This is a genomic window from Cyclobacterium plantarum, from assembly GCF_011290685.1.
Taxonomy (GTDB): Bacteria; Bacteroidota; Bacteroidia; order Cytophagales; family Cyclobacteriaceae; genus Cyclobacterium; species Cyclobacterium plantarum.
Genome location: NZ_JAANYN010000002.1, coordinates 750,113 through 768,743, shown reverse-complemented (window position 1 = coordinate 768,743; position 18,631 = coordinate 750,113). Strand labels below are relative to the sequence as shown.

Sequence of the window (18,631 nt, the reverse complement as noted above, 5' to 3'; positions counted from 1 at the left end):
ACAAGGAATGTACGCAGGTTGCAAAGCATTCCAATAGCCTTTGCTGGTTTTTTTTCAGTGCTGGTTTGTATTGAGAGTAGAGGAGCAACCCACAATTTTGCGAAAGTGGTGGATCGTTAAAAAATGAATCCTTTGCATCATTTTGGTGATAAAGTGGAAGAAGGGAGGCTATAGCCAGCTCCACTTCTTCCACAATATTTACCTGTAGCTCCCTACATCACTTTTTCGTCTTCTTTTTCCCTGCAGCAGCTTTCTTCGGCTTGGCTTTGCCTTTTTTGGCATCGCCCTGGCTTTCTATGATCTCGGTGATCTCGGCAAAGGTGAGTTCTTCTGCCTCCTTGTCTTTGGGGATTTTATAGTTGTTGCGGCCTTTTTTGATGTAGGGACCCCAGCGGCCCAGCAGTACCTGTACCTCCGGATCCTCATCAAAGGATTTGATGTGCTTTTTGGCATCGGCTTCCCTTTTGGCCTTGATCAATTCTATGGCCTCTTCCTCGTTTACGGAATGCGGATCATATTCCTTCCCCAGGGATACAAATTTGCCGTCATGGCGGATATAGGGGCCAAACCTTCCTATGGCAGCCACGATTTTCTTGTCTTCAAACTGCCCCACATCACGGGGCAGTTTGAAGAGTTCCAGGGCATCCTCCAGGGTGATGCTTTCAATAAACTGCCCTTTTCGCAGGCTGGCAAATTGCTTCTCCTCATCCTCCTGTTCTCCGATTTGAACCAGGGGTCCGAATTTGCCCAGCCGGGCAATGACCTTTTTGCCGGTTTTGGGGTCTACTCCCAGCTCTTTGGAGCTGTTGACATCCGTGCGTTTGATGTTTTCTGTCTCCTCAACTTTGGTATGGAAGGCACCATAAAAATTCTGGATCATTTCCTCCCAGGCCTGTCCCCCATGTGCGATATGGTCAAACTCTTTCTCCACTTTGGCGGTAAAGGAGAAATCGATCACGTTGGGGAAGTGCTCCACCAGAAAATCATTGACCACCATGGCAATATTGGTAGGGAAGAGTTTGTTTTTCTCCGTGCCCGTGGTTTCTGTTTTTTCTGCTTCTTCAAAGTTGCCCTCATGAATCAGCATTTCGGTGTATTTTCTGGGTGTTCCTTCTCTGGATTCCTTCAGTACATAGTTTCGTTTCTGAATGGTGGAGATGGTCGGGGCATAAGTGGATGGGCGTCCGATGCCCATTTCTTCCAGTTTTTTTACCAGGGAGGCTTCCGTATACCGGGCCGGTGGGCGGGTGAAGGACTGCCTGCCTTTCATTTCTATCAAATCCAGTTCCTGACCCACCGTCAGGGGAGGGAGCAGACCTTTGGCAGTGGATTCTTCTTCCTCTTCCTCATCCGTGCTCTCCAGGTATACTTTCAGGAATCCCTGAAATTTGATCACCTCACCACTGGCACTCAGGGTTTGGTCGGCATTGGAAATGGCAATAGAAACATTCGTTTTCTCCAGTTGGGCATCGGCCATCTGAGATGCAATTGCCCGCTTCCATATCAGTTCATACAGCCGTTGCTCATTCCGGTCCTTGCCGGCTTCGGTCACCGAAAAGTCCGTGGGCCGGATGGCTTCGTGTGCTTCCTGTGCGCCTTCAGATTTGGAAGTGAATTTTCTCTTGTGGTGGTATTCATTGCCATAAGCGCCCTTGATCTCATTTTCTGCACTTTTCAGCGCATCTTCGGACAGGTTGACACTGTCGGTCCGCATATAGGTGATCTTCCCGGACTCATAGAGTTTCTGGGCAATGTTCATGGTTTGGGCCACTGAAAAATAAAGCTTTCTACTGGCCTCCTGCTGCAGGGTGGAGGTGGTGAAAGGAGCTGCCGGTGTTTTTTTCGCCGGTTTGGTTTCCAGTGATTTGATGGAAAAATCGGCTTCCAGGCAATTTTTCAGAAAAGCTTCCGCTTCTTCCTTGGTATCGAATTTCTTTGGCAATTCGGCCTGCAGTTGTTTGCCTTCCACATCAAAAAGGGCGGTGATTTTAAAAGAAGATGTAGGTTTGAATTTTTCGATTTCCCTTTCCCGATCCACGATAAAGCGCACTGCCACGGATTGTACCCTTCCTGCAGAAAGGCCTGCTTTGATCTTTTTCCACAAAACAGGCGACAGCTCAAAGCCCACCAGCCGGTCCAAAATACGGCGGGCTTGCTGGGCATTGACCAGGTCCAGGTCTATCTGCCTGGGAGATTCCAGGGCTTTAATTATGGCAGATTTGGTGATTTCCCGGAATACGATTCTTTTGGTATTTTCATCTTTTAAACCAAGCACTTCCTTCAGGTGCCAGGATATGGCCTCTCCCTCGCGGTCATCGTCACTGGCCAGGAAGATGGTCTCTGCCTCTTTCACCAATTTTTTCAATTCCCGGATAACTTCCTTTTTGTCCGGGCTGACTTCATAGGTAGGTTTGAATTTATTTTTGATGTCGATGGCATTTTCCCCTTTGGGCAGGTCCCGCACATGCCCGTAGCTGGAGGTGACCTTAAAGTCCTTTCCCAGATAACCTTCTATGGTCTTGGCTTTTGCTGGAGACTCGACAATGACTAAATTCTTTGGCATGGTTTGCTTGTTTAAATATAAAAATACCAGGGACCAGGAATTATCCCCTTATTTTGGCCTAAAAATAGATGTCATATAATTCTCTTCCAAATATTCATCCAAAGCAATTTTTATTGCCGGCATAATTTCAACATATTTAATTTTCATTTCAGACAACAATTTTGGTTTATGGTAAAGGAACTTTTACTCGCCCGTCATGGAGAAGCAGTTTCACCAAATATTGCCGCTGTGGATGCAGACCGCGACCTGACAGCTGCAGGCAGACAACAAGTAGATAGGCTGGGCAATTTGCTGGCCATTAATGGGCAGAAATGCCAGTTGATGGTATATAGTCCCGCCCTGCGTTGCCAACTGACAGCAGAAATTTTAGGCAAACACCTGGAGCCGGTAAGCAGGCTTGCCGTTCCCTTTATTTACCGTGCCGACCGGGATGAGTTGCTTTTCGTTATCAATGGATTTCCTGCCGAAGTCCATCAGGTATTGCTGGTGGGACACAATCCGGCCATCAGCATGATAGCCGCTTACCTCACAGGAGAGGATCACCTGATGTTTTCTCCCGGCATGATGGCCAGGCTGAATTTCAGGGATTTGGGCTGGGACATGCTATCAAAAAACACCGGAACTTTGGAAGAAATCCTTCAGTAAAGCTTTATTCACAACAATATAAATTTTAGTTTAACATTTTGATTTCAAACATGGCCAACAATAATAAAATTACCCTTGTGCAAAATTTTGATCCCAACGGTATGGGAATAGCCGGAAATTTATTCGGTCTTCCCTTTACACCAGAGACCAGTGAACTGATCATCCTTCCCGTTCCCTGGGAGGTTACGGTCTCGTATCAGGCGGGCACGGCCAGGGGGCCGCAAGCCATTCTGGATGCTTCTGTGCAGGTTGATCTTTTTCAGGAAGACATCTTAGATGCCTGGAAAATGGGAATTGCCCTTTTACCCATTAATGAAAATCTGGAAGCAGACAACAACAAATTCCGGTTGCTTGCCGACAATTACATCCAATGGCTGGAGAAGGGGGCAGGAGAAATACAGGGAGAAAGGTTTGCCGCAGTTCCCGGGATTATCAACAAGGCTTGTGAAGAAATGAACGAATGGGTTTATCAACAGGCTAAGACCTACCTGGATAAGGGGAAAATTTTTGGCCTTCTCGGAGGGGACCACAGTACCCCGTTGGGAGCTATCCGGGCTCTGGCTGCAAAGCATCCTTCATTTGGGATATTGCAAATAGATGCTCATGCGGATTTGCGTGTTTCCTATGAAGGTTTTGACTATTCTCATGCCTCCATCGCCCATAATGTCCTTAAAATCCCAGAAGTCAAGCAACTGGTACAGGTAGGGGTCAGGGATTTGTGTGAAGAAGAATGGACCTACATCCATTCGGATGAAAGGATCCGGCTGTTTTCCGATAGCCAGCTAAAAGCGGATTTGTATGAAGGCAAATCTTGGGCATCCATATGCCAGGATATCGTCGCAAATCTACCCGAAAAGGTTTACCTGAGCATAGATATTGATGGCCTGAATCCGGCCCTTTGCCCCCATACAGGCACTCCCGTGCCGGGGGGACTGGACTATCAGCAACTGATATTCCTGGTAAAAAACCTGGTAAAAACCGGAAGGCAATTGATAGGATTTGACCTGGTGGAAGTGGCTCCTGGTACCGAAAAGGATGAATGGGACGCCAATGTCGGGGCGCGATTGCTTTACCGGATGGCCAATCTGGCGGCTGTTTCTCAAGGAAAGTTGCACTGGTCCTGAAACATATTTGCTGCTGAAAAACTGCATTCATTCATCCAACTTTCCCAATTCAACTTTCCCAAAGTTTGAAACTTTGGAAAAGTTATACCCTATTGGACCTTTTCCAAAGGTCTGAATTTTGGAAAAGGTATACCTAACCAATTACTGAAATTTCCTGTCCTGGGACAAGCCGATAATCCCTGTAATTTTCCGATATTTAGGCTTTGATTTTTCCTGATGAAGAAGCGTACTCCTTTTTGGCAATTGTTATCGGAATCTATCCGGGGGAATGAGCAGGATTATACCCGGATTCCCATCAAATCGGGGATCATCCTGCTGGCGGTGCCCATGATCCTGGAAATGATCATGGAGTCCCTGTTTGCCGTTGTCGATATATTTTTTGTCGGCCGGCTGGGTGAACATGCCGTTGCCACCGTAGGCCTGACAGAAGCGGTATTGACCATCATTTATTCCCTGGGAGTGGGCATCAGCATGGCAGGTACGGCCATGGTGGCCAGAAGATTCGGGGAGAAAAAATTCCAGCGGGCAGGAACGGTTGCCTTTCAATTGCTCCTGGTCGGGGTCTTGGCTTCCCTGCTTTTGGGGGCAGGTGGTTATTTCTACGCTGGGGAAATCCTCTCCCTGATGGGCGCAGAGGAGCAGGTTCTGGAGACGGGGAAGGCCTATACGGAAATCATTTTCCTGGGCAATACGGCCATTATGCTGCTTTTTCTGATCAACGGGATTTTTCGGGGTGCCGGAGCACCCCACCTGGCCATGCGTGCACTTTGGATTTCCAATGGTTTGAATATTATTCTGGACCCTCTATTGATTTTTGGTTTAGGCTCTTTTGAAGGCTTTGGCCTGGTAGGCGCAGCCTGGGCCACCACCCTGGGGCGGAGTCTGGGCGTGGTGTACCAAGTGTACCATTTGCTTAATGGCAAACACCGTCTGGTCATTAACCGTACCAACCTGAAAGTCCGCTGGGAAACCCTGAAGAAAATCATTCATATATCCGCTGGAGGAATGGGGCAGTTTTTGGTGGATTCTGCCGCCTGGATTGTGCTTACCAGAATAGCTTCGGAATTTGGGAGTGCTGCAGTGGCCGGCTATACCATTGCTTTCCGCATACTTTTGTTCAGCCTGATGCCGGCCTGGGGACTTTCGGCTGCTGCCGCTACACTCGTAGGTCAAAATCTGGGAGCCGGTAAAGCCTTTAGGGCGGAAATTTCAACCTTTCTGACCGCCAGGTATAATTTCATTTTTCTGGCAGCCGTCACCTTGATCTATCTTTTGTTTGCAGATACCCTTGCCGGTGTATTTGCGCTGCAGGAGGATGTAAGGGCCATTGCTTCCTCAGGATTAAAAATCACGGTTTTGGGTTATATATTTTATGCAGTGGGCATGGTGATGGTGCAGGCTTTCAATGGTGCGGGGGATACCAGAACGCCCGCATATATCAATATCGGTGTGTTTTGGTTGCTGGAAATCCCACTCGCCTACCTTTTGGCCATCACTTATGGCCTGGAAACCAAGGGTATCTTTATCACTATTGCCTTTTGCCATTCCCTCCATGCTCTGATTGCTCTTTGGTTTTTTCGAAAAGGAAATTGGAAATTTGCCAAGGCATGATTGGCTAAATTAACTCTGCCGGCCCCGCTTACCTTTAAAATGGTAAGAACCCTGTGTTCCTCAAAGCGAAAACCATGGACCAATCCATTTGGTACATGTTGTGCAGTACACTTTATTCCGGCTCTATTTTTTATGCAGGCAAAAGCTAATAAGAGTATTTTCCAGGATGAAAATAAAAAAACTACCGGTATATGAGAGGACCGGTAGTTGAATTAGGTTTAACAGGCAAGATAAATAGATGTCCTGACTTTGTTAATTCAAAGGTATGCCTTTCCTTTTAGTAAGAAGGTATGCATTTGTAACCAATGGGGGTATGAAATGTTAATGGATGTAGTATTTTATTGTTTTGAAGCCATTTAACTTCTCATTAGGATAGATACAACAGCGCGTACCTGCCCTGCATTTAATAAAAAGTGGTGAGGACCACAAGCCTGTCTTTATCGGAAAGGTCTATTTTCTTACCTTTTGAAGGGTTGAGTAAAAGATGGTTTCCTGCTTCATCTGCCCGATTTAAATAAATTCCCAGCACGGTTTCTCCATGAGCAGTGGCCAGTGACTCAAGCTCATGGAACTGTAATTTCCCAAAAGAAACCCCGTATTCGTTAAGGTCCCTGAATATTATTTCTGCACCTCCAACGGTAAAAAGTTCATTATAAATACTGTTGAGTTCCCTTTGCAGGGCAATCCCTGCCAGAAGGTGACTTAATACCATGGGGCTGATGATGACTTCACTTTGAAAGCTTTTGACAAGGGATTCGTTGCTGGGGTCCGACAATTCGAGTAAAACCGAAGGTCTTTTGGGTGCTTTCTCCAAAACCTCCTCAAGTAAAACATAACCTACCATGGTCCTTGCGTCTGCTTCTTCTTCCTCTTCCATCCGGTCGCTGCTGACCAGGAGAATGTGGTCAAAAGTTTCTGCTTCAGTTTTTTTGATCTCGGATTCCCGGATAAAGTCGGCAACAAAATGCTCAACCGAAACCCTGAGGTTTTCTTCTTCCAAAAATGCCAGGTCCTTTTCCCTTTCGGTAACAGGTCGCAAAGCCACCAGACGGATAAAATATTTTTCTTCCTCATAGGTACACAATTCCCTGATAAGCGAAGGAACATGTTCATTCCATCCCAAAATCAATATGCGTATGGTATTTTCCAGTTCGTCCACCGGCAGCTGGCCGAGAAATGGGACAGTTTCAGTTTCAATCGAAAGTCTGTCCTTTCTCCAAATCAGATCCGAAGAACTTCTGGCAAGTAAAACCAATAGGTCTCCTTCTTCCAAGACCTTTTCATCAGGCAAATTTAATTGAGGGGTAAAATGCTCACCCTCCTTTTTTACTATTCCCAGGACTACGGCTTTGGTAAAAACCTTCTTCAATTTTCCTATCGGTTGGCCCACCAATTCAGGAAAGGCCTGCGAAAACAGGTTGTTATCGTCCACCTGCGAGAGAATTTCATTGTATACTTCCGAAAGCCCCGGATGTCGGATATTCTGAGCCATTAGCCGGCTGATAATGGTATTGCTGCCGACTACTTCCAATGGCCCCGAATAAGACCGATAGGCAGCATTAACCTTATTTGCATCTTGAATTTCCGCCACCACATACGGCAGCTTCTTGATGTTTTGGGAGTTGGCTTCTGCATTCAATGATAGCAGGCATTTGATGGTTTCTATATCCGGATTGATGAGTTCTTTTCTTCCATAGGCCAAACTTGGTATAATGATGCATGATGCATTTAAGCTATCCACTCTTCGGAGGTGTTCCCGGTCAATGGCCAGACCGGTACGCAAAACAATATCATGAGCCCGCCTTCCGATCATTGGATGGTCTTTGAGTTCCTGCATTTGAAAAGGGCTGACTTCTTCTGAAAGAATAATCAACTGTAACTTTTTAGCATCGTATCTTTCCAAAAACCGTTTGATCCTACCCACAGATTGAAAAATTTCAGCGGCTATGTGTATGGTTCGATTTGACCAGCCTAAAATGAGGATGTGGTCATTGGCTGTCACAGGTGTAAGTCCTTGTTCTAAATGCCTGATTTTTCGGTTCATCCAGGTGGTAATGACGGCCACCAAAGATCCAAGAAATATTACATACCCTGCCACGGTTATCAGGGTTGAGATAAACCTTCTCCAGTTGCCCACGTCTTCACCCAGGTATCCCGGATCTGTAAGCCTCAGAAAAGCCCACCAGACAGACTCCCCGAAAGTAGCTGTTGGGGATCCCGATGGCATCACCAGAATGCCCCCGATAATGGAGATCAAACCAATCAGTGCAGCTACCAGCAACAACTGAAAATGGGCCCCTTTTACCAGTTGCCTTTCCAGGGTAAAAATTATTTTCCGGCGAATCCTGGGTCTTTTTATGCGCATGGTGATTTTTTAAAAAGCAAAATTTTTCCAATTTAGCCATTTCAATAGAATTAGCTAAAGGATTTTTACATAAAGGTGTAAAATCAAAGCTGATTAAGGATATAAAAAATCACAGCAATTTAACCTGATTTCAATTAATTTAAATAGCTGTAGCCCATGGTAGAAAATTTCTACTTTGAAAATATAATTTCAGGCTGGACGGACATCATTCCATCGTTCAAACCTGGGGTAATACCAGTTATGAAACTGCCAATTCTGTGAAATTCCAATTTCCCATGAATATAGGGAATTTGCTGCAGCTGAAATTTTTGACCTGATGGTATAAATAAGACCAGAACAAAGCATGTTATTAAAGTCAGGATTGTGACTGTAATTTCCACTTTGCAGTTAAAAATGAGTAACTTTTGAAAAGGGAAATCAGTTAGATTTTGACTTTCTAAACGATCGGTCCAGGTGTTATTCCACCAACCTGAAATTTTTCACCTCTTTTTCCCCGAGTTGTTTTTGCCATTTTTCAAACAGCGGCTTTTCCATTTCAAACTCCCTGTAAGCATCCGGGTTCATGATGGGAATACCCTTTACGATAGGATAGATCCGCTTGCACTGAGCACAATGTAACCAGCCTTCCATGATTCTTTCTTCAGTATCTTCTGAAATTCTGGTCAAGGTCAAATCGGATTTGTCAAAGGGGCAACACAATTTTTTTATGGTATTTATCTTCATGGGATCAGTTGGTTTGTAATTGATTTAAATATTCTTCCATGGCCTTGCAGGGATCTGCTGCCTGCATGATGCCTGAGATTACTGCCACACCGGAATAGGAAAGCTCATTTAGTCTGGACAAGTTATGCAGGTCAATGCCTCCGGCCAGAAAGAGAGGTAGCCTGCTTTTTTTTTCCGTTTCCCGTATGGTTTCAAAGGAAACAAGATCACAGCTATTTGCGGTTGGGGAAGGAAACAGGGAACAAAAGGAAAGATAGTCAAAACCTTTTTCTTCAGCTTTGTCGATGAGTTCTTGATCATTATTGCAGGTGATACCGAAAATGGATTTGTCAGGCAGTGCCTCTTTGATTCCATCCAGGTTTTCTGGTAGGGTGTCAAAATGCACTCCATCCGCACCTGTTTCTTTTATCAATTCCCAACGGTTATTGATCAATACAGGAAAAGGGCAGGGCTGGGCCAACTGGCATACCCTGTGGATAAACTTCAGCCTACCCTGGGATTCCCTGAAATGGTCCCAGATCTGAAGGGCAATGATTGGATAGCGACATAGCTTTTCCAGTATGCTAAAGCATTCGCTTTCCGGTCTGTCTGCGGGATCGATGATCAGGTAAATTCCCCTTTGGGGTTGAAGGTTGAGCTTTTTCATTTCCAGCCCTGTTTGAATGCATTCGAAAAAGCTGCCCAGTAGGGGTCTGTTTTTTGGTAGGTAAGCTTTTTGGCTGTTCCATTTTCCTGCCGCAAAACCATTCCTTGCACTTTCTCCGTCAATTCCCCTACCTGAGCACAGGCAATTCCCTTGTCCAATATCCTTTCCTGAATGCGTCTGGCATTTGACTTATCGCAGGAAATGATCATTGAGCCAGCCCCGATGCATTTTAATGGATCCAGGTCAAAAATGTTGCATATGGCTTGCTGGACCCGGCCTACAGGAAGCTGATTTTTCTCCAGGGATACCCCACATCCGGATGCAGCAGCCAGCTCATAGATGGCACCTAAAATACCTCCTTCAGTTACATCATGCATGGCAGTAACCGCTTTTTCCCCAGGGTTGCCAACGGCTGTTAAAGCTTCCTCCAGAGAAGAAGTCTGGTAAAATGATTCACAGGCTTCAAGGTAGACCTCCTTTCCCAACTTCTCCCTGACGGTTTTGGGGAAGCTCATGGCAAGAATGGCCGTTGAGGACAGGGCGGCAGTTTTGGTTACCAGGATCACATCCCCGCAACGGGCCATATTGGATGTGAGTGCCTGATCTTTGGGAAGGATGCTAACAAAGGTACCCCCTCCAGCAATGGTAGAATGCTGGCCTTCCACAAATCCGGTATGACCGCCGGTAATGGCCATGCCTATTTTCTCACAATAATCGTGAATATGCGTCCAATAAATTTTAAAATCCTCTTTGGAAAAATTTGCTGGTAAATTCAATACAAATTGGCCGTATTGAGGGGAAAAACCCGTGGTGGCCATGTCATTGGCCATCAATTGAACGGACAGCCAGGCTGATTCCTGCAAGCCAAGGGTGGGAACCAGGGACAAGGGATCGCTGGTTAATGCCATGACCTGCTTTCCTGCCAATTCCACCAGGGATACGTCGATGCCAAAGCCCGGTTTTACGAGGACCTCTTTCCTGCTTGCACCGCAATGAGAGGTGATAAATTCTTCCAGCAAAGTTTCATCTATTTTACCCAGTTGATCAGACATTTTATTCCACATCATGAAGTTGAACATATAAACCAAAAAAGTCCCCATATGGGAGGCTCCACTGTTGCACAGGAAACCATTTGGGCAATCCGGTACAGGACCATTCAATGGAATAGGATCTTCCGTTCAAAGCTTCCTGTATGAGCTGAATCAGTTTTTCAGGTGTGTAAAAAGTAGCTGTCACATAGAAGGGATTTTTCCCAAAGAGCTGCTGTACCCTTCTTCGCAATACCTTGGGAGAGTTCCGGTTCATCATGCCCATGGCAATGCCATATTTCCCCACCCTGGCTGCCTCCCGGATGACCTTCACCGGGTCTTTGTAATATTCAAAGGTGGTGATAAAAGCCAAAGCATCGAAAGAATGGTCCTTGAAGGGCATGTGATGCGAATCTGCCATCACCAGGTCTCCCTCAAAAAGATGGATGGCCTGGGAAAGCATCAAAGGTGAGATATCTCCACCGGAGGCCTCAATGCCAATTTCTTTCCACCAGCGGGTAAAACGGGTGGTCCCACAGCCGAACTCCAGCAGTGTTTTGATCCGGCTGTCTTTGGATACCAGTTGCTCCATGACTTTTTTCTGCCAGATTTCTGCCCTTTTGTACCGGCCTTCATACCACAGCTCGTAAGTATCAGTATGCTTGCGGTTAAAAAACCATTCCGGCCTGTTTTGCCAGTTTTGCTTGGTTTGGGGAATCAGTCCGCCTGCAGTTTTTTCAATTTCCATATTGTCGTTGTCTTTAAACAAAAATTCCATTCACCTGAATGGGCCAGGGAATGGAGCGACAAAATACAAATGGAATTCTGGCTGGCATCCCTACGTTGGCATTATCCAAATCAGGTATCGGGTTTGATCTCAGCCGGATTGAATTCCAGCACCCCGTGCATTCATTTCTTCGTTCAAAGGTATTCAATTCCTTTATCAAAACAAAAGCAAGTTCCTTTTAGGAATTTTTCAATGGTTTGCCTGAAAAAAGATCACCAAACAATTATTTCTCTTTTCAAATTTTTACCATATATTCATAACTTATTGAAATTAAAAAGATTAACTTCATGACTGCCCTATCAAAATTTATATCCTGGAAAAAGGGGAATACCATTGTTTCCTGGGTCCTTGCAAGATTGGTGTTTCAAGTAATTTTTAACCGGGAAAATGTACCCAAACACATTGAAATACTGGATGATACCCTCACGGATCACTGTTCAAGGATCAAAAGAAACCGATGGGTGACTGTGATTAATTTCATGATAAGGCCCAGATTTGTGCGCAGGTTGATAGAAAACCGACTTAACAGGACTATGGACAGCCATGAGAAGGTAGTTTTATCCCTGGATAAAGAGTTGACCAGGGAAGATTTTTACCCAAAGGAAAAGAATAAAAGACAGAAATGGGCCAACTGGTTCGGCAATCATTTTTCGGAACCCCTGCAATTCTTTGTTCCCGGCAATGGAGCCTATAAAAATTTCTCACCACAGGATCCTAAATGTGAGTTATACGATTACGCAGGCCTGGAAGAAGTTTGTTCACTGGTCAGGCTGGCCGAGAAAAATGGCCGTAAGATTCGGGCTGTAGGTTCGGGGCATGCCCTGACCGCTGTGGCCCAATGCGAAGATTATATGGTTTGTACCCAGGACATGAACATGACCCAAAGGCCGGCCAAAGAATGGATCAGGGAAAAATTCCGCGATGGGTTTGAGGTAGAAGTTAACTTTGGTAATAAAAAAAGTACGGAAACCCATTATTTGTTTGAAACAGGAGGAGGTACAAAAATCAGGCATTTGATTCAGGCATTGACCCATCACAAACTTGCCCTGATCAACCAGGGAGGATCCAGCATTCAGTCCATTTCAGGGGCTATCGCCACTTCCACACATGGGTCTGGAATAGGAATAGGTCCGGTTTCCGCTTTTGCAAAGTCGATGACCATAGTGGGCAAAGGAGCCAGGGTTTTCCGGGTAGAACCAAGTGATGGTATCACCGACAGGGAAGCGTTTGAAAAGGACGCGATGGTTAAAAAGCATGACATCAAATTGATTCAGGATGATGAAAAATTCAATGCCGTTATGGTGGGTATAGGGTCTGTTGGCATTGTTTTTTCCATGATACTGGAAGCCCAGCCGGACTACAGGCTTTTCGAAGAAAGGATCATGCGTAATTGGGATGATGTCAGGGAAGAGATGATGCAGGAGGGGATGTACAAATATATCAATAGCCACCGGCATTTTGAAGTGTTGATTAATCCTTACTGCGATAAGGAAGCGCCAGGGGAGGAAGGTAAAAAAAGAAAATGCCTGGTAACTACCCGGAATTACAGTGAAGAAGTGCCAGGGAAACACCATGCGGGCATAGAGAGAAATTATATTTCCACCTTTATCTCCGGTATTGCCATTTCGGGCAGGCTTTCTCCCTGGGTGTTTAATAAAAACCATCTCTCTATTCCCAGAATGACTAATAATTCCCTGAAAAGACTCGTTGACCACAAAGATGATGCTGGAGGTGGGTTTGAAGACCTGGCCAGGAATGTACTGGATCAGGGCTTGGGCGAGTTGAAATTTTATGGCTATGCCATAGAATTTGGTTTTCCCTTGGAAAAAGTTTTTGAAGCGGTGGATTTGATCATAAAAAATTGTGAAGAATCTCAGGGGTATGATCAGCTTTTAGCTGCACCATTTGCTTTGCGGTTTGTCAAAAAATGCCCCGCTCATTTATCCATGATGAACCAATCAGACATGTGCATGATCGAGTTGGTCAGTGTCAAAGGTGTTACCGGAAGTTATCCTTTGTTTATGCGTTTGGAACGGGAGTTATTGGCTCTGGGAGCTGTTCCCCATTGGGGACTTTCCGTGGAGCCCTGGCACCGCCCAATGGTGGAAAAAGCCTTTCCCAGGTTCAAAGATTGGGAAAAAGAGCAGGAGTTTTTCGGTGGCAGCACCTTCCGCAATGCCTTTCTTGAGCGGATACAAACTTCATAAGGATTTCCGAAAGGCTGCCAATTCTTTGTAAACCCTTCTTCTAGCCCGGTTGATGCCTCCTACGGGTGTGTGGTCTTCTAGTCCAATCCAGGGTGAAAATTCCATTTTTTCACCCATGGCTCTTCTTTCTTCGGTATCAAAATCCTGTTTGGGAATGTTCAGACTGGCAAGCGGCACCAAACCGGCTTTCCAAACTTTAGAAGTGTTTTCCAGGGGTTGTTCTTTTTCGTCCTTGTGAATCTGTACATTTAGTGTAAATGCATGTTCCCTTTCCTGGCAATCTTCCTTAAGTTGCTCTTTGAGAAAATTTTCCGACCGGGGTTCGGCCAGGGTGTAGCCCAATGCCGGATTGTTGGGTGTTAAAACAAATTTCACGAAGTGGTCTGGCCCATGTCTGAATGCACCACCAGAGAAATAGGTCTGGGAGAGCAGGTTATCGTGTTTGGCGGAATATTTAAGCGTAAGGTAAATACTACGCCAATGGGAGGGGTTAATGGCAAATCGCAACTGCTCCCAAAGGCCAAAAAGTACTGCTTTAATGGCTTTTTTGTACAAGCGAATGGTCCAGGTAGAAAGGATGGGGCTTGTGGTCATCAAAAAATTTTGGGTAGAGCATCCTATAGGATCTTCCTCAATCATTTCCCCTTTCACTTGCAATACCTTTATGGCCAATCCCCTTCCGGATGCCGGCTTGTCAGACCTTACTTTTGGAGGGGCATTCGAAAGTCGTATCCAGACATCATATTGCCTGGCTTCTTTGAAGAGCCCGACTTGTAAGGCTTCCGGAATATCTTGACGAATGGTAAGGGTCCCTTTCAGCAGTCCATGCATTTTAGGATGAAAATTTCTGAGTATTTTCCCTTCAGGGTACTCTTGCTTCAGGTAATCCTTCATTACCCGGATCAATTCCTGTATGTCTTTTTCTTCGCCTGGTGTATAGGTATTAATCATAATTAGCCATGTATTGTAAGGCCCTGATGCCGGGAAAAAAGAAATAGGCACCACCCTTGATGATCGTGAAATTTGGCAAATTGTTCAGTTTTCTTCTTACCGGGTATTTCGGTATACTGAATTCATTGGTTTTTCTGGACTCATCCTGGTAATGGTTGCCGATAATGGGGTCTGCGTCATTTTCCAGGCCTCCGAATTTGTGAAAATTCACCCAATTGTTTTGGACAAATTCAAATTGCCTGCGAATATCGGTTACCATGCAGATAAAATGAAGCCCCCTTTCCCGGTCATCCTCCATACTATCCAGCATTTCCTCAGGTTTCAATTCGGGAGTTACCGGCGGTCCATAGGGCCGGCCTTTTCTGATCATGCGGTGTTTGGCGGCCATTTCTGTAGAATCCTTCTGGGTGTTTTCCGTTACCAGGTGGTCTCTGGGATTGGTGCGCCGGATATGGGATCCGATGGGACATTTCAATCCGGCCTTATCTTCATTCCAAAATCCAAAATCATTGGCTTCGGAAAGGTTGGGATCCGGCTGATTTGGGCATAGGGTCAAAGGAGAACCGTCAGGCCACCTACCCACCATTTTACTGGCCAGGGCAATGGCTGAAGCTTTATCACTACTTTGCGCCCGCATGTACTGCCAAAAAGCATGTACTTTTTGCTCCATTTGCCTGAACACAAGGTAAGTGCCGTTTTTTCCCAGGTCTTTAAGGGTGGCATCATCAGGATGGTATGGCAATTTGCCCTCTTTATCCAAAACGTCTGGTACAGTCGGGCTGGGTGCATATTCATCATAGAGGTTTTTATATCCCATGATAAATTCCCCTGCGGGAAAAGTGCCTGCGGTATCACCCGGTACTTCTTTCAATAACTCTCTGATTATCGGTCTGGATATGTCATCGCGGAATCCAAAATGTTCTTTCTGGGCATGCAGCATTCCGGTAGGCAGGGTATGCAACAGCTCTACCTGGAAAGATGCAGTCAAAATCTTGATTTGGGATAATGTGCTTTCCAGTTTTTCCAGGTCTTTTCCGAAGACCATCAACATAAGGTGTATGTTTTTCTCTCCCCAGGTCCAGTTTTGGGGCGCATTTTCTCCGGTGTCGCCCAGGATAAATTGCCGCTGTATTTCTGACATTCCCTCTTTGAATTCCCTGCAGAAACTGCTCAGAAGGGGAGGGGGAAGTTTCAAAAAAGCCAAACCCTCGTAGGTAAGGGCAATTTGCAGGGCCTGCTCTTCTGGTTTTTCGGATGCCGTGGTGACTTTTGGGATAATCTCTTGTAAAAAAAATTTTGCTTTGGCTGGATCAGTAAAGGTATACAATAAGTAGCTGGCACTACTGAGATTGCCATGGCCCCTGATCAATAATCCCTGAATGTCGTCTTTTTCCAGTATAGTCATTTTTATAAGGTTAACAGCCAGTCTTTGATCTCCGGATCATCCATCTCCTTATACAGTCCCGCTCTGAATGCCCGGTTTCTTTTTAAATTTTCTACACTCAGATCCTGCTGGCAGGTATACCAGAATTGGGTGACTTTCTGATGGGCCCTTACACCTTTCATATAGTTGCTCCGGTGGTTGTATTGCTTGTGTACCAGCCAACGGGTGGCTGGGAAACCAAAGGCATGACTGAAAATCACGGCCATGTTCATGGATCTCCTTTCACTGTCCACAAAATCGTGGGCATATGCTTCTGAAAGATTATCAAAGTTGGCGATGAATACCAATCTTTTTCCTTTGTCCATTTGCAGCCACCTTGCAGTGTGTACGGTAGGGATATAAGCAAAATAGGACACCAATCCGACTAGCTTTAAAGTAAGTGCCAGAAATACCCGGCGTATCCACCCTCGTTTCAATGGAGCGATCACTGTCATTTCATTGATTACCGGATTGGTTTCCTGTGCAACTATTTCCCTTACTTTCTCATCAGAAAGTTCCGGACTGGGTTCATGGGGTATGTTTTCGTTGAGGCGCAAAAGCAAAAACAGGAAAACGACTACCAGGATAAATAAGGGAAGGATACAGGCCAGAATTTTGAGTACCAGCGCATCAATAAAAAAACAAAGGACGATGGAAACCAAAGAGGTCAACATCAGCAACCCGAACAGGGACAATGGCCATAACATTTGAACCCTATTGCTAAGGGCATAGGGGATTTTTTTGCTTGCCCAGACCAGTTGGGGATGGTTTTTAACAAACGTTTCGATATTTTCTTTTACTTCTTTCGGAGAGGAAGGATCTCCCTGATCTGCCAATCCCTGTGCGTATTTCCATACTTCTGCCTTGAGTTTTTTCTCCTTGTCGACTTCTGTGGTGCTGATAAATTTGAAACCTGAATAGAAGGTGTTTGGAATGCTTTTTCGTTTCAAAAAGTAAACCAAACCAGGTTTATCCAGGTCATTTTTGGGATATTCCGGACTTTGACTGAATACCTGTTTGATCTGTGGACCAAGAAAGGTAGCCAATTCCTGTAAATGCCTGGATTTGCTTCCCACGTAACTGCTCATCAGGATGATCCGGGCTGGAAGTTTTTCTTTGCCGGCATAAGTTTGAGCAGGCAATGTCAGCCAACTGATAAAAAAAGTGCTGGGCAGGGATTTATGGTATTTCTCCTGGTATATACTCAGATCTTTGCGATACTCAAAAAGCAGGCCATTGACATAAGGTATTTTTTCCTCATCCAGGGTAACGGTTATGGTAAGGCCTTTATGGACAGTGGACATGGGCTGGTAAAAATTTTTACTCAATATAAAAAATTTTGTCTGCCAATTGCAATCCATTGGCTTAAATTTCTTTGTTAATTTCCATCGATATGCTCTGATAATTTCAAAAAAAATGATTTTTTTTTTAATCCAGATAGCTGATCCACCCCACTTGGGGTACTTAGATAGTAAAAGGGATAAAGCTGAAATGAATTCGAAGAGAATTAAAAGATATTTTGGAGCCTGGTTAAAAGCAAAAACTGGCAAAAAGAGTCAGATTGCCCTGCGGCAGCTGTTCGATAATCTGGCCAGATTGGGGAGGTATCCTGATGAAGGCACCATCAGGCAGTCAAAATTGACTGTTTGGAAGCATTTGGAGGAAAGAAGGATCAGACGACTGAGAAAAACGGCATGGATCCAAGGTATCAGCAAGTATGCCGCCGTATTTATTTTGTTGGGATTTACGGCATGGATTTATTGGGAAATGGCATTTTCATCGGTTGATCAACCTGAAATGACCGTAAAGCAAACCCTTGAAGGCATGCGATCCACCATTACGCTCAGTGATGGCAGTCAGATCAGGTTAAATGAAAACAGTGAATTCGAGTTTCCAGAGACTTTTCTAAATGGGCAAAGATTGGTCAGGCTTGAAGGAGAAGCATTTTTTGACATTACACCAAATCCGGATAAGCCATTTATAGTTCAAACCGGCAATGCTGAAATTGTAGTTTTGGGTACATCCTTCAATATCAATACCCATCAGGCTACAGAAGTCACCGTAGCCAGTGGCAAGGTAAAAGTTGCCAACAGGGTTTCCCGGGAGCAGGCATTCCTTCAACCCGGACAACAAGCAGTATTGGATGGAAAAGCCATTCGTATCGCTGAGGTAAGCCCGGAGTATTTTTTGGGTTGGCATACCAGGAAACTCTCTTTTAAAGAAGAGCCGGTGGAAAGAGTGTTTGAAATTCTGGAAAGGGCCTATGGGGTAGAGATTCATACCACATTTTCTGGCAAAAGACCCCAATGCCTGATAACAGGAACTTATGAGGGAGAACGGATAGAGACCATTTTGAGGGGAATGAAGCACCTGCTTGAATTTGATTATCAGACGGATATCCGTACAAAAACCATATCGATTAACATTGTTCAATGCAAATAAAACCCATGCCTATGACAAAAATGAAATAAGCAAAAAATGATCCGGCCACTGCGGCAACAGTGCCGGATCAGGCTCAAATTCCAATCAAATTAACAAACTCAAAAGAATTAAAGCAC

The 18,631-nt window shown here is 45.1% G+C and carries 14 protein-coding genes and 1 riboswitch; of the genes, 5 read left to right on the top strand and 9 right to left on the bottom strand.

Annotation, left to right across the window (positions count from 1 at the left end):
* Window positions 1-217: 217 nt before the first annotated feature.
* Window positions 218-2,563 carry a type I DNA topoisomerase gene (gene topA / locus G9Q97_RS07185; protein ID WP_166144669.1) on the bottom strand — a complete coding sequence of 782 codons (2,346 nt, stop codon included), beginning with the start codon at window positions 2,561-2,563 and terminating at the stop codon, window positions 218-220.
* Window positions 2,564-2,731: 168 nt separating this feature from the next.
* On the opposite strand from topA, the gene G9Q97_RS07180 reads away from it, so the two are divergent.
* From G9Q97_RS07180 to G9Q97_RS07170, 3 genes are all read left to right on the top strand, one after another.
* On the top strand, window positions 2,732-3,208 hold the full coding sequence (locus G9Q97_RS07180) for a SixA phosphatase family protein (RefSeq protein ID WP_166144666.1): 477 nt from the start codon (window positions 2,732-2,734) through the stop codon (window positions 3,206-3,208).
* A gap of 50 nt (window positions 3,209-3,258) precedes the next feature.
* Window positions 3,259-4,332, top strand: coding sequence for an agmatinase family protein (locus tag G9Q97_RS07175; protein ID WP_166144662.1), 1,074 nt, complete (start codon window positions 3,259-3,261; stop codon window positions 4,330-4,332).
* Window positions 4,333-4,548: 216 nt separating this feature from the next.
* Entirely contained in the window at window positions 4,549-5,943 is a 1,395-nt protein-coding gene (locus G9Q97_RS07170) for an MATE family efflux transporter (protein WP_166144659.1), read from the top strand.
* A gap of 403 nt (window positions 5,944-6,346) precedes the next feature.
* On the opposite strand, the gene G9Q97_RS07165 is transcribed toward G9Q97_RS07170, so the two are convergent.
* From G9Q97_RS07165 to G9Q97_RS07145, 5 genes are all read right to left on the bottom strand, one after another.
* Window positions 6,347-8,308 (bottom strand): CASTOR/POLLUX-related putative ion channel, encoded by a 1,962-nt coding sequence (locus G9Q97_RS07165; RefSeq protein WP_166144656.1) that lies wholly within the window; start codon window positions 8,306-8,308, stop codon window positions 6,347-6,349.
* Window positions 8,309-8,764: 456 nt separating this feature from the next.
* Entirely contained in the window at window positions 8,765-9,031 is a 267-nt protein-coding gene (locus G9Q97_RS07160) for a Trm112 family protein (RefSeq protein WP_166144653.1), read from the bottom strand.
* A 4-nt stretch (window positions 9,032-9,035) separates the two neighbouring features.
* Window positions 9,036-9,677 carry a thiamine phosphate synthase gene (locus G9Q97_RS07155; protein ID WP_166144650.1) on the bottom strand — a complete coding sequence of 214 codons (642 nt, stop codon included), beginning with the start codon at window positions 9,675-9,677 and terminating at the stop codon, window positions 9,036-9,038.
* Window positions 9,674-10,744, bottom strand: a complete 1,071-nt coding sequence (locus G9Q97_RS07150; RefSeq protein ID WP_246255475.1) for an AIR synthase family protein — start codon at window positions 10,742-10,744, stop codon at window positions 9,674-9,676. Before G9Q97_RS07150 ends, G9Q97_RS07155 begins: the two co-directional genes overlap by 4 nt.
* Entirely contained in the window at window positions 10,731-11,453 is a 723-nt protein-coding gene (locus G9Q97_RS07145) for a class I SAM-dependent methyltransferase (protein WP_166144647.1), read from the bottom strand. Before G9Q97_RS07145 ends, G9Q97_RS07150 begins: the two co-directional genes overlap by 14 nt.
* Before the next feature lie 70 nt (window positions 11,454-11,523).
* Window positions 11,524-11,619, bottom strand: a riboswitch (TPP riboswitch).
* Window positions 11,620-11,779: 160 nt separating this feature from the next.
* Here G9Q97_RS07145 and G9Q97_RS07140 point away from each other — a divergent pair.
* A complete protein-coding gene (locus G9Q97_RS07140; RefSeq protein ID WP_166144644.1) occupies window positions 11,780-13,699 on the top strand; it encodes an FAD-binding protein in 1,920 nt (639 codons plus the stop codon).
* Here G9Q97_RS07140 and G9Q97_RS07135 read toward each other — a convergent pair.
* Genes G9Q97_RS07135 through G9Q97_RS07125 form a run of 3 tightly spaced genes read right to left on the bottom strand, consistent with a single transcriptional unit; the run spans window position 13,694 to window position 17,401 of the window.
* The gene (locus G9Q97_RS07135) at window positions 13,694-14,650 is read right to left on the bottom strand and encodes a catalase family protein (RefSeq protein WP_166144641.1); all 957 of its coding nucleotides are present in this window, start codon (window positions 14,648-14,650) and stop codon (window positions 13,694-13,696) included. The genes G9Q97_RS07140 and G9Q97_RS07135 overlap by 6 nt on opposite strands.
* A complete protein-coding gene (locus G9Q97_RS07130; protein ID WP_166144638.1) occupies window positions 14,643-16,055 on the bottom strand; it encodes a Dyp-type peroxidase in 1,413 nt (470 codons plus the stop codon). The genes G9Q97_RS07135 and G9Q97_RS07130 overlap by 8 nt, the downstream gene beginning before the upstream one ends.
* Window positions 16,056-16,057: 2 nt before the next feature.
* Window positions 16,058-17,401 (bottom strand): peroxidase, encoded by a 1,344-nt coding sequence (locus G9Q97_RS07125; protein ID WP_246255474.1) that lies wholly within the window; start codon window positions 17,399-17,401, stop codon window positions 16,058-16,060.
* 163 nt (window positions 17,402-17,564) lie between these two features.
* Here G9Q97_RS07125 and G9Q97_RS07120 point away from each other — a divergent pair, with 163 nt between their 5' ends.
* Window positions 17,565-18,515, top strand: coding sequence for a FecR family protein (locus G9Q97_RS07120; RefSeq protein ID WP_166144635.1), 951 nt, complete (start codon window positions 17,565-17,567; stop codon window positions 18,513-18,515).
* Window positions 18,516-18,631 lie beyond the last annotated feature (116 nt).

Coding starts and splice junctions, on each gene's coding strand:
- G9Q97_RS07175 (WP_166144662.1), top strand. CDS start 3,259: ATGGCCAACAATAATAAAATTACCCTTGTGCAAAATTTTGATCCCAAC.
- G9Q97_RS07140 (WP_166144644.1), top strand. CDS start 11,780: ATGACTGCCCTATCAAAATTTATATCCTGGAAAAAGGGGAATACCATT.
- G9Q97_RS07120 (WP_166144635.1), top strand. CDS start 17,565: ATGAATTCGAAGAGAATTAAAAGATATTTTGGAGCCTGGTTAAAAGCA.
- G9Q97_RS07155 (WP_166144650.1), bottom strand. CDS start 9,677: ATGAAAAAGCTCAACCTTCAACCCCAAAGGGGAATTTACCTGATCATC.
- G9Q97_RS07165 (WP_166144656.1), bottom strand. CDS start 8,308: ATGCGCATAAAAAGACCCAGGATTCGCCGGAAAATAATTTTTACCCTG.
- G9Q97_RS07160 (WP_166144653.1), bottom strand. CDS start 9,031: ATGAAGATAAATACCATAAAAAAATTGTGTTGCCCCTTTGACAAATCC.
- G9Q97_RS07180 (WP_166144666.1), top strand. CDS start 2,732: ATGGTAAAGGAACTTTTACTCGCCCGTCATGGAGAAGCAGTTTCACCA.
- topA (WP_166144669.1), bottom strand. CDS start 2,563: ATGCCAAAGAATTTAGTCATTGTCGAGTCTCCAGCAAAAGCCAAGACC.
- G9Q97_RS07145 (WP_166144647.1), bottom strand. CDS start 11,453: ATGGAAATTGAAAAAACTGCAGGCGGACTGATTCCCCAAACCAAGCAA.
- G9Q97_RS07150 (WP_246255475.1), bottom strand. CDS start 10,744: ATGATGTGGAATAAAATGTCTGATCAACTGGGTAAAATAGATGAAACT.
- G9Q97_RS07130 (WP_166144638.1), bottom strand. CDS start 16,055: ATGACTATACTGGAAAAAGACGACATTCAGGGATTATTGATCAGGGGC.
- G9Q97_RS07135 (WP_166144641.1), bottom strand. CDS start 14,650: ATGATTAATACCTATACACCAGGCGAAGAAAAAGACATACAGGAATTG.
- G9Q97_RS07170 (WP_166144659.1), top strand. CDS start 4,549: ATGAAGAAGCGTACTCCTTTTTGGCAATTGTTATCGGAATCTATCCGG.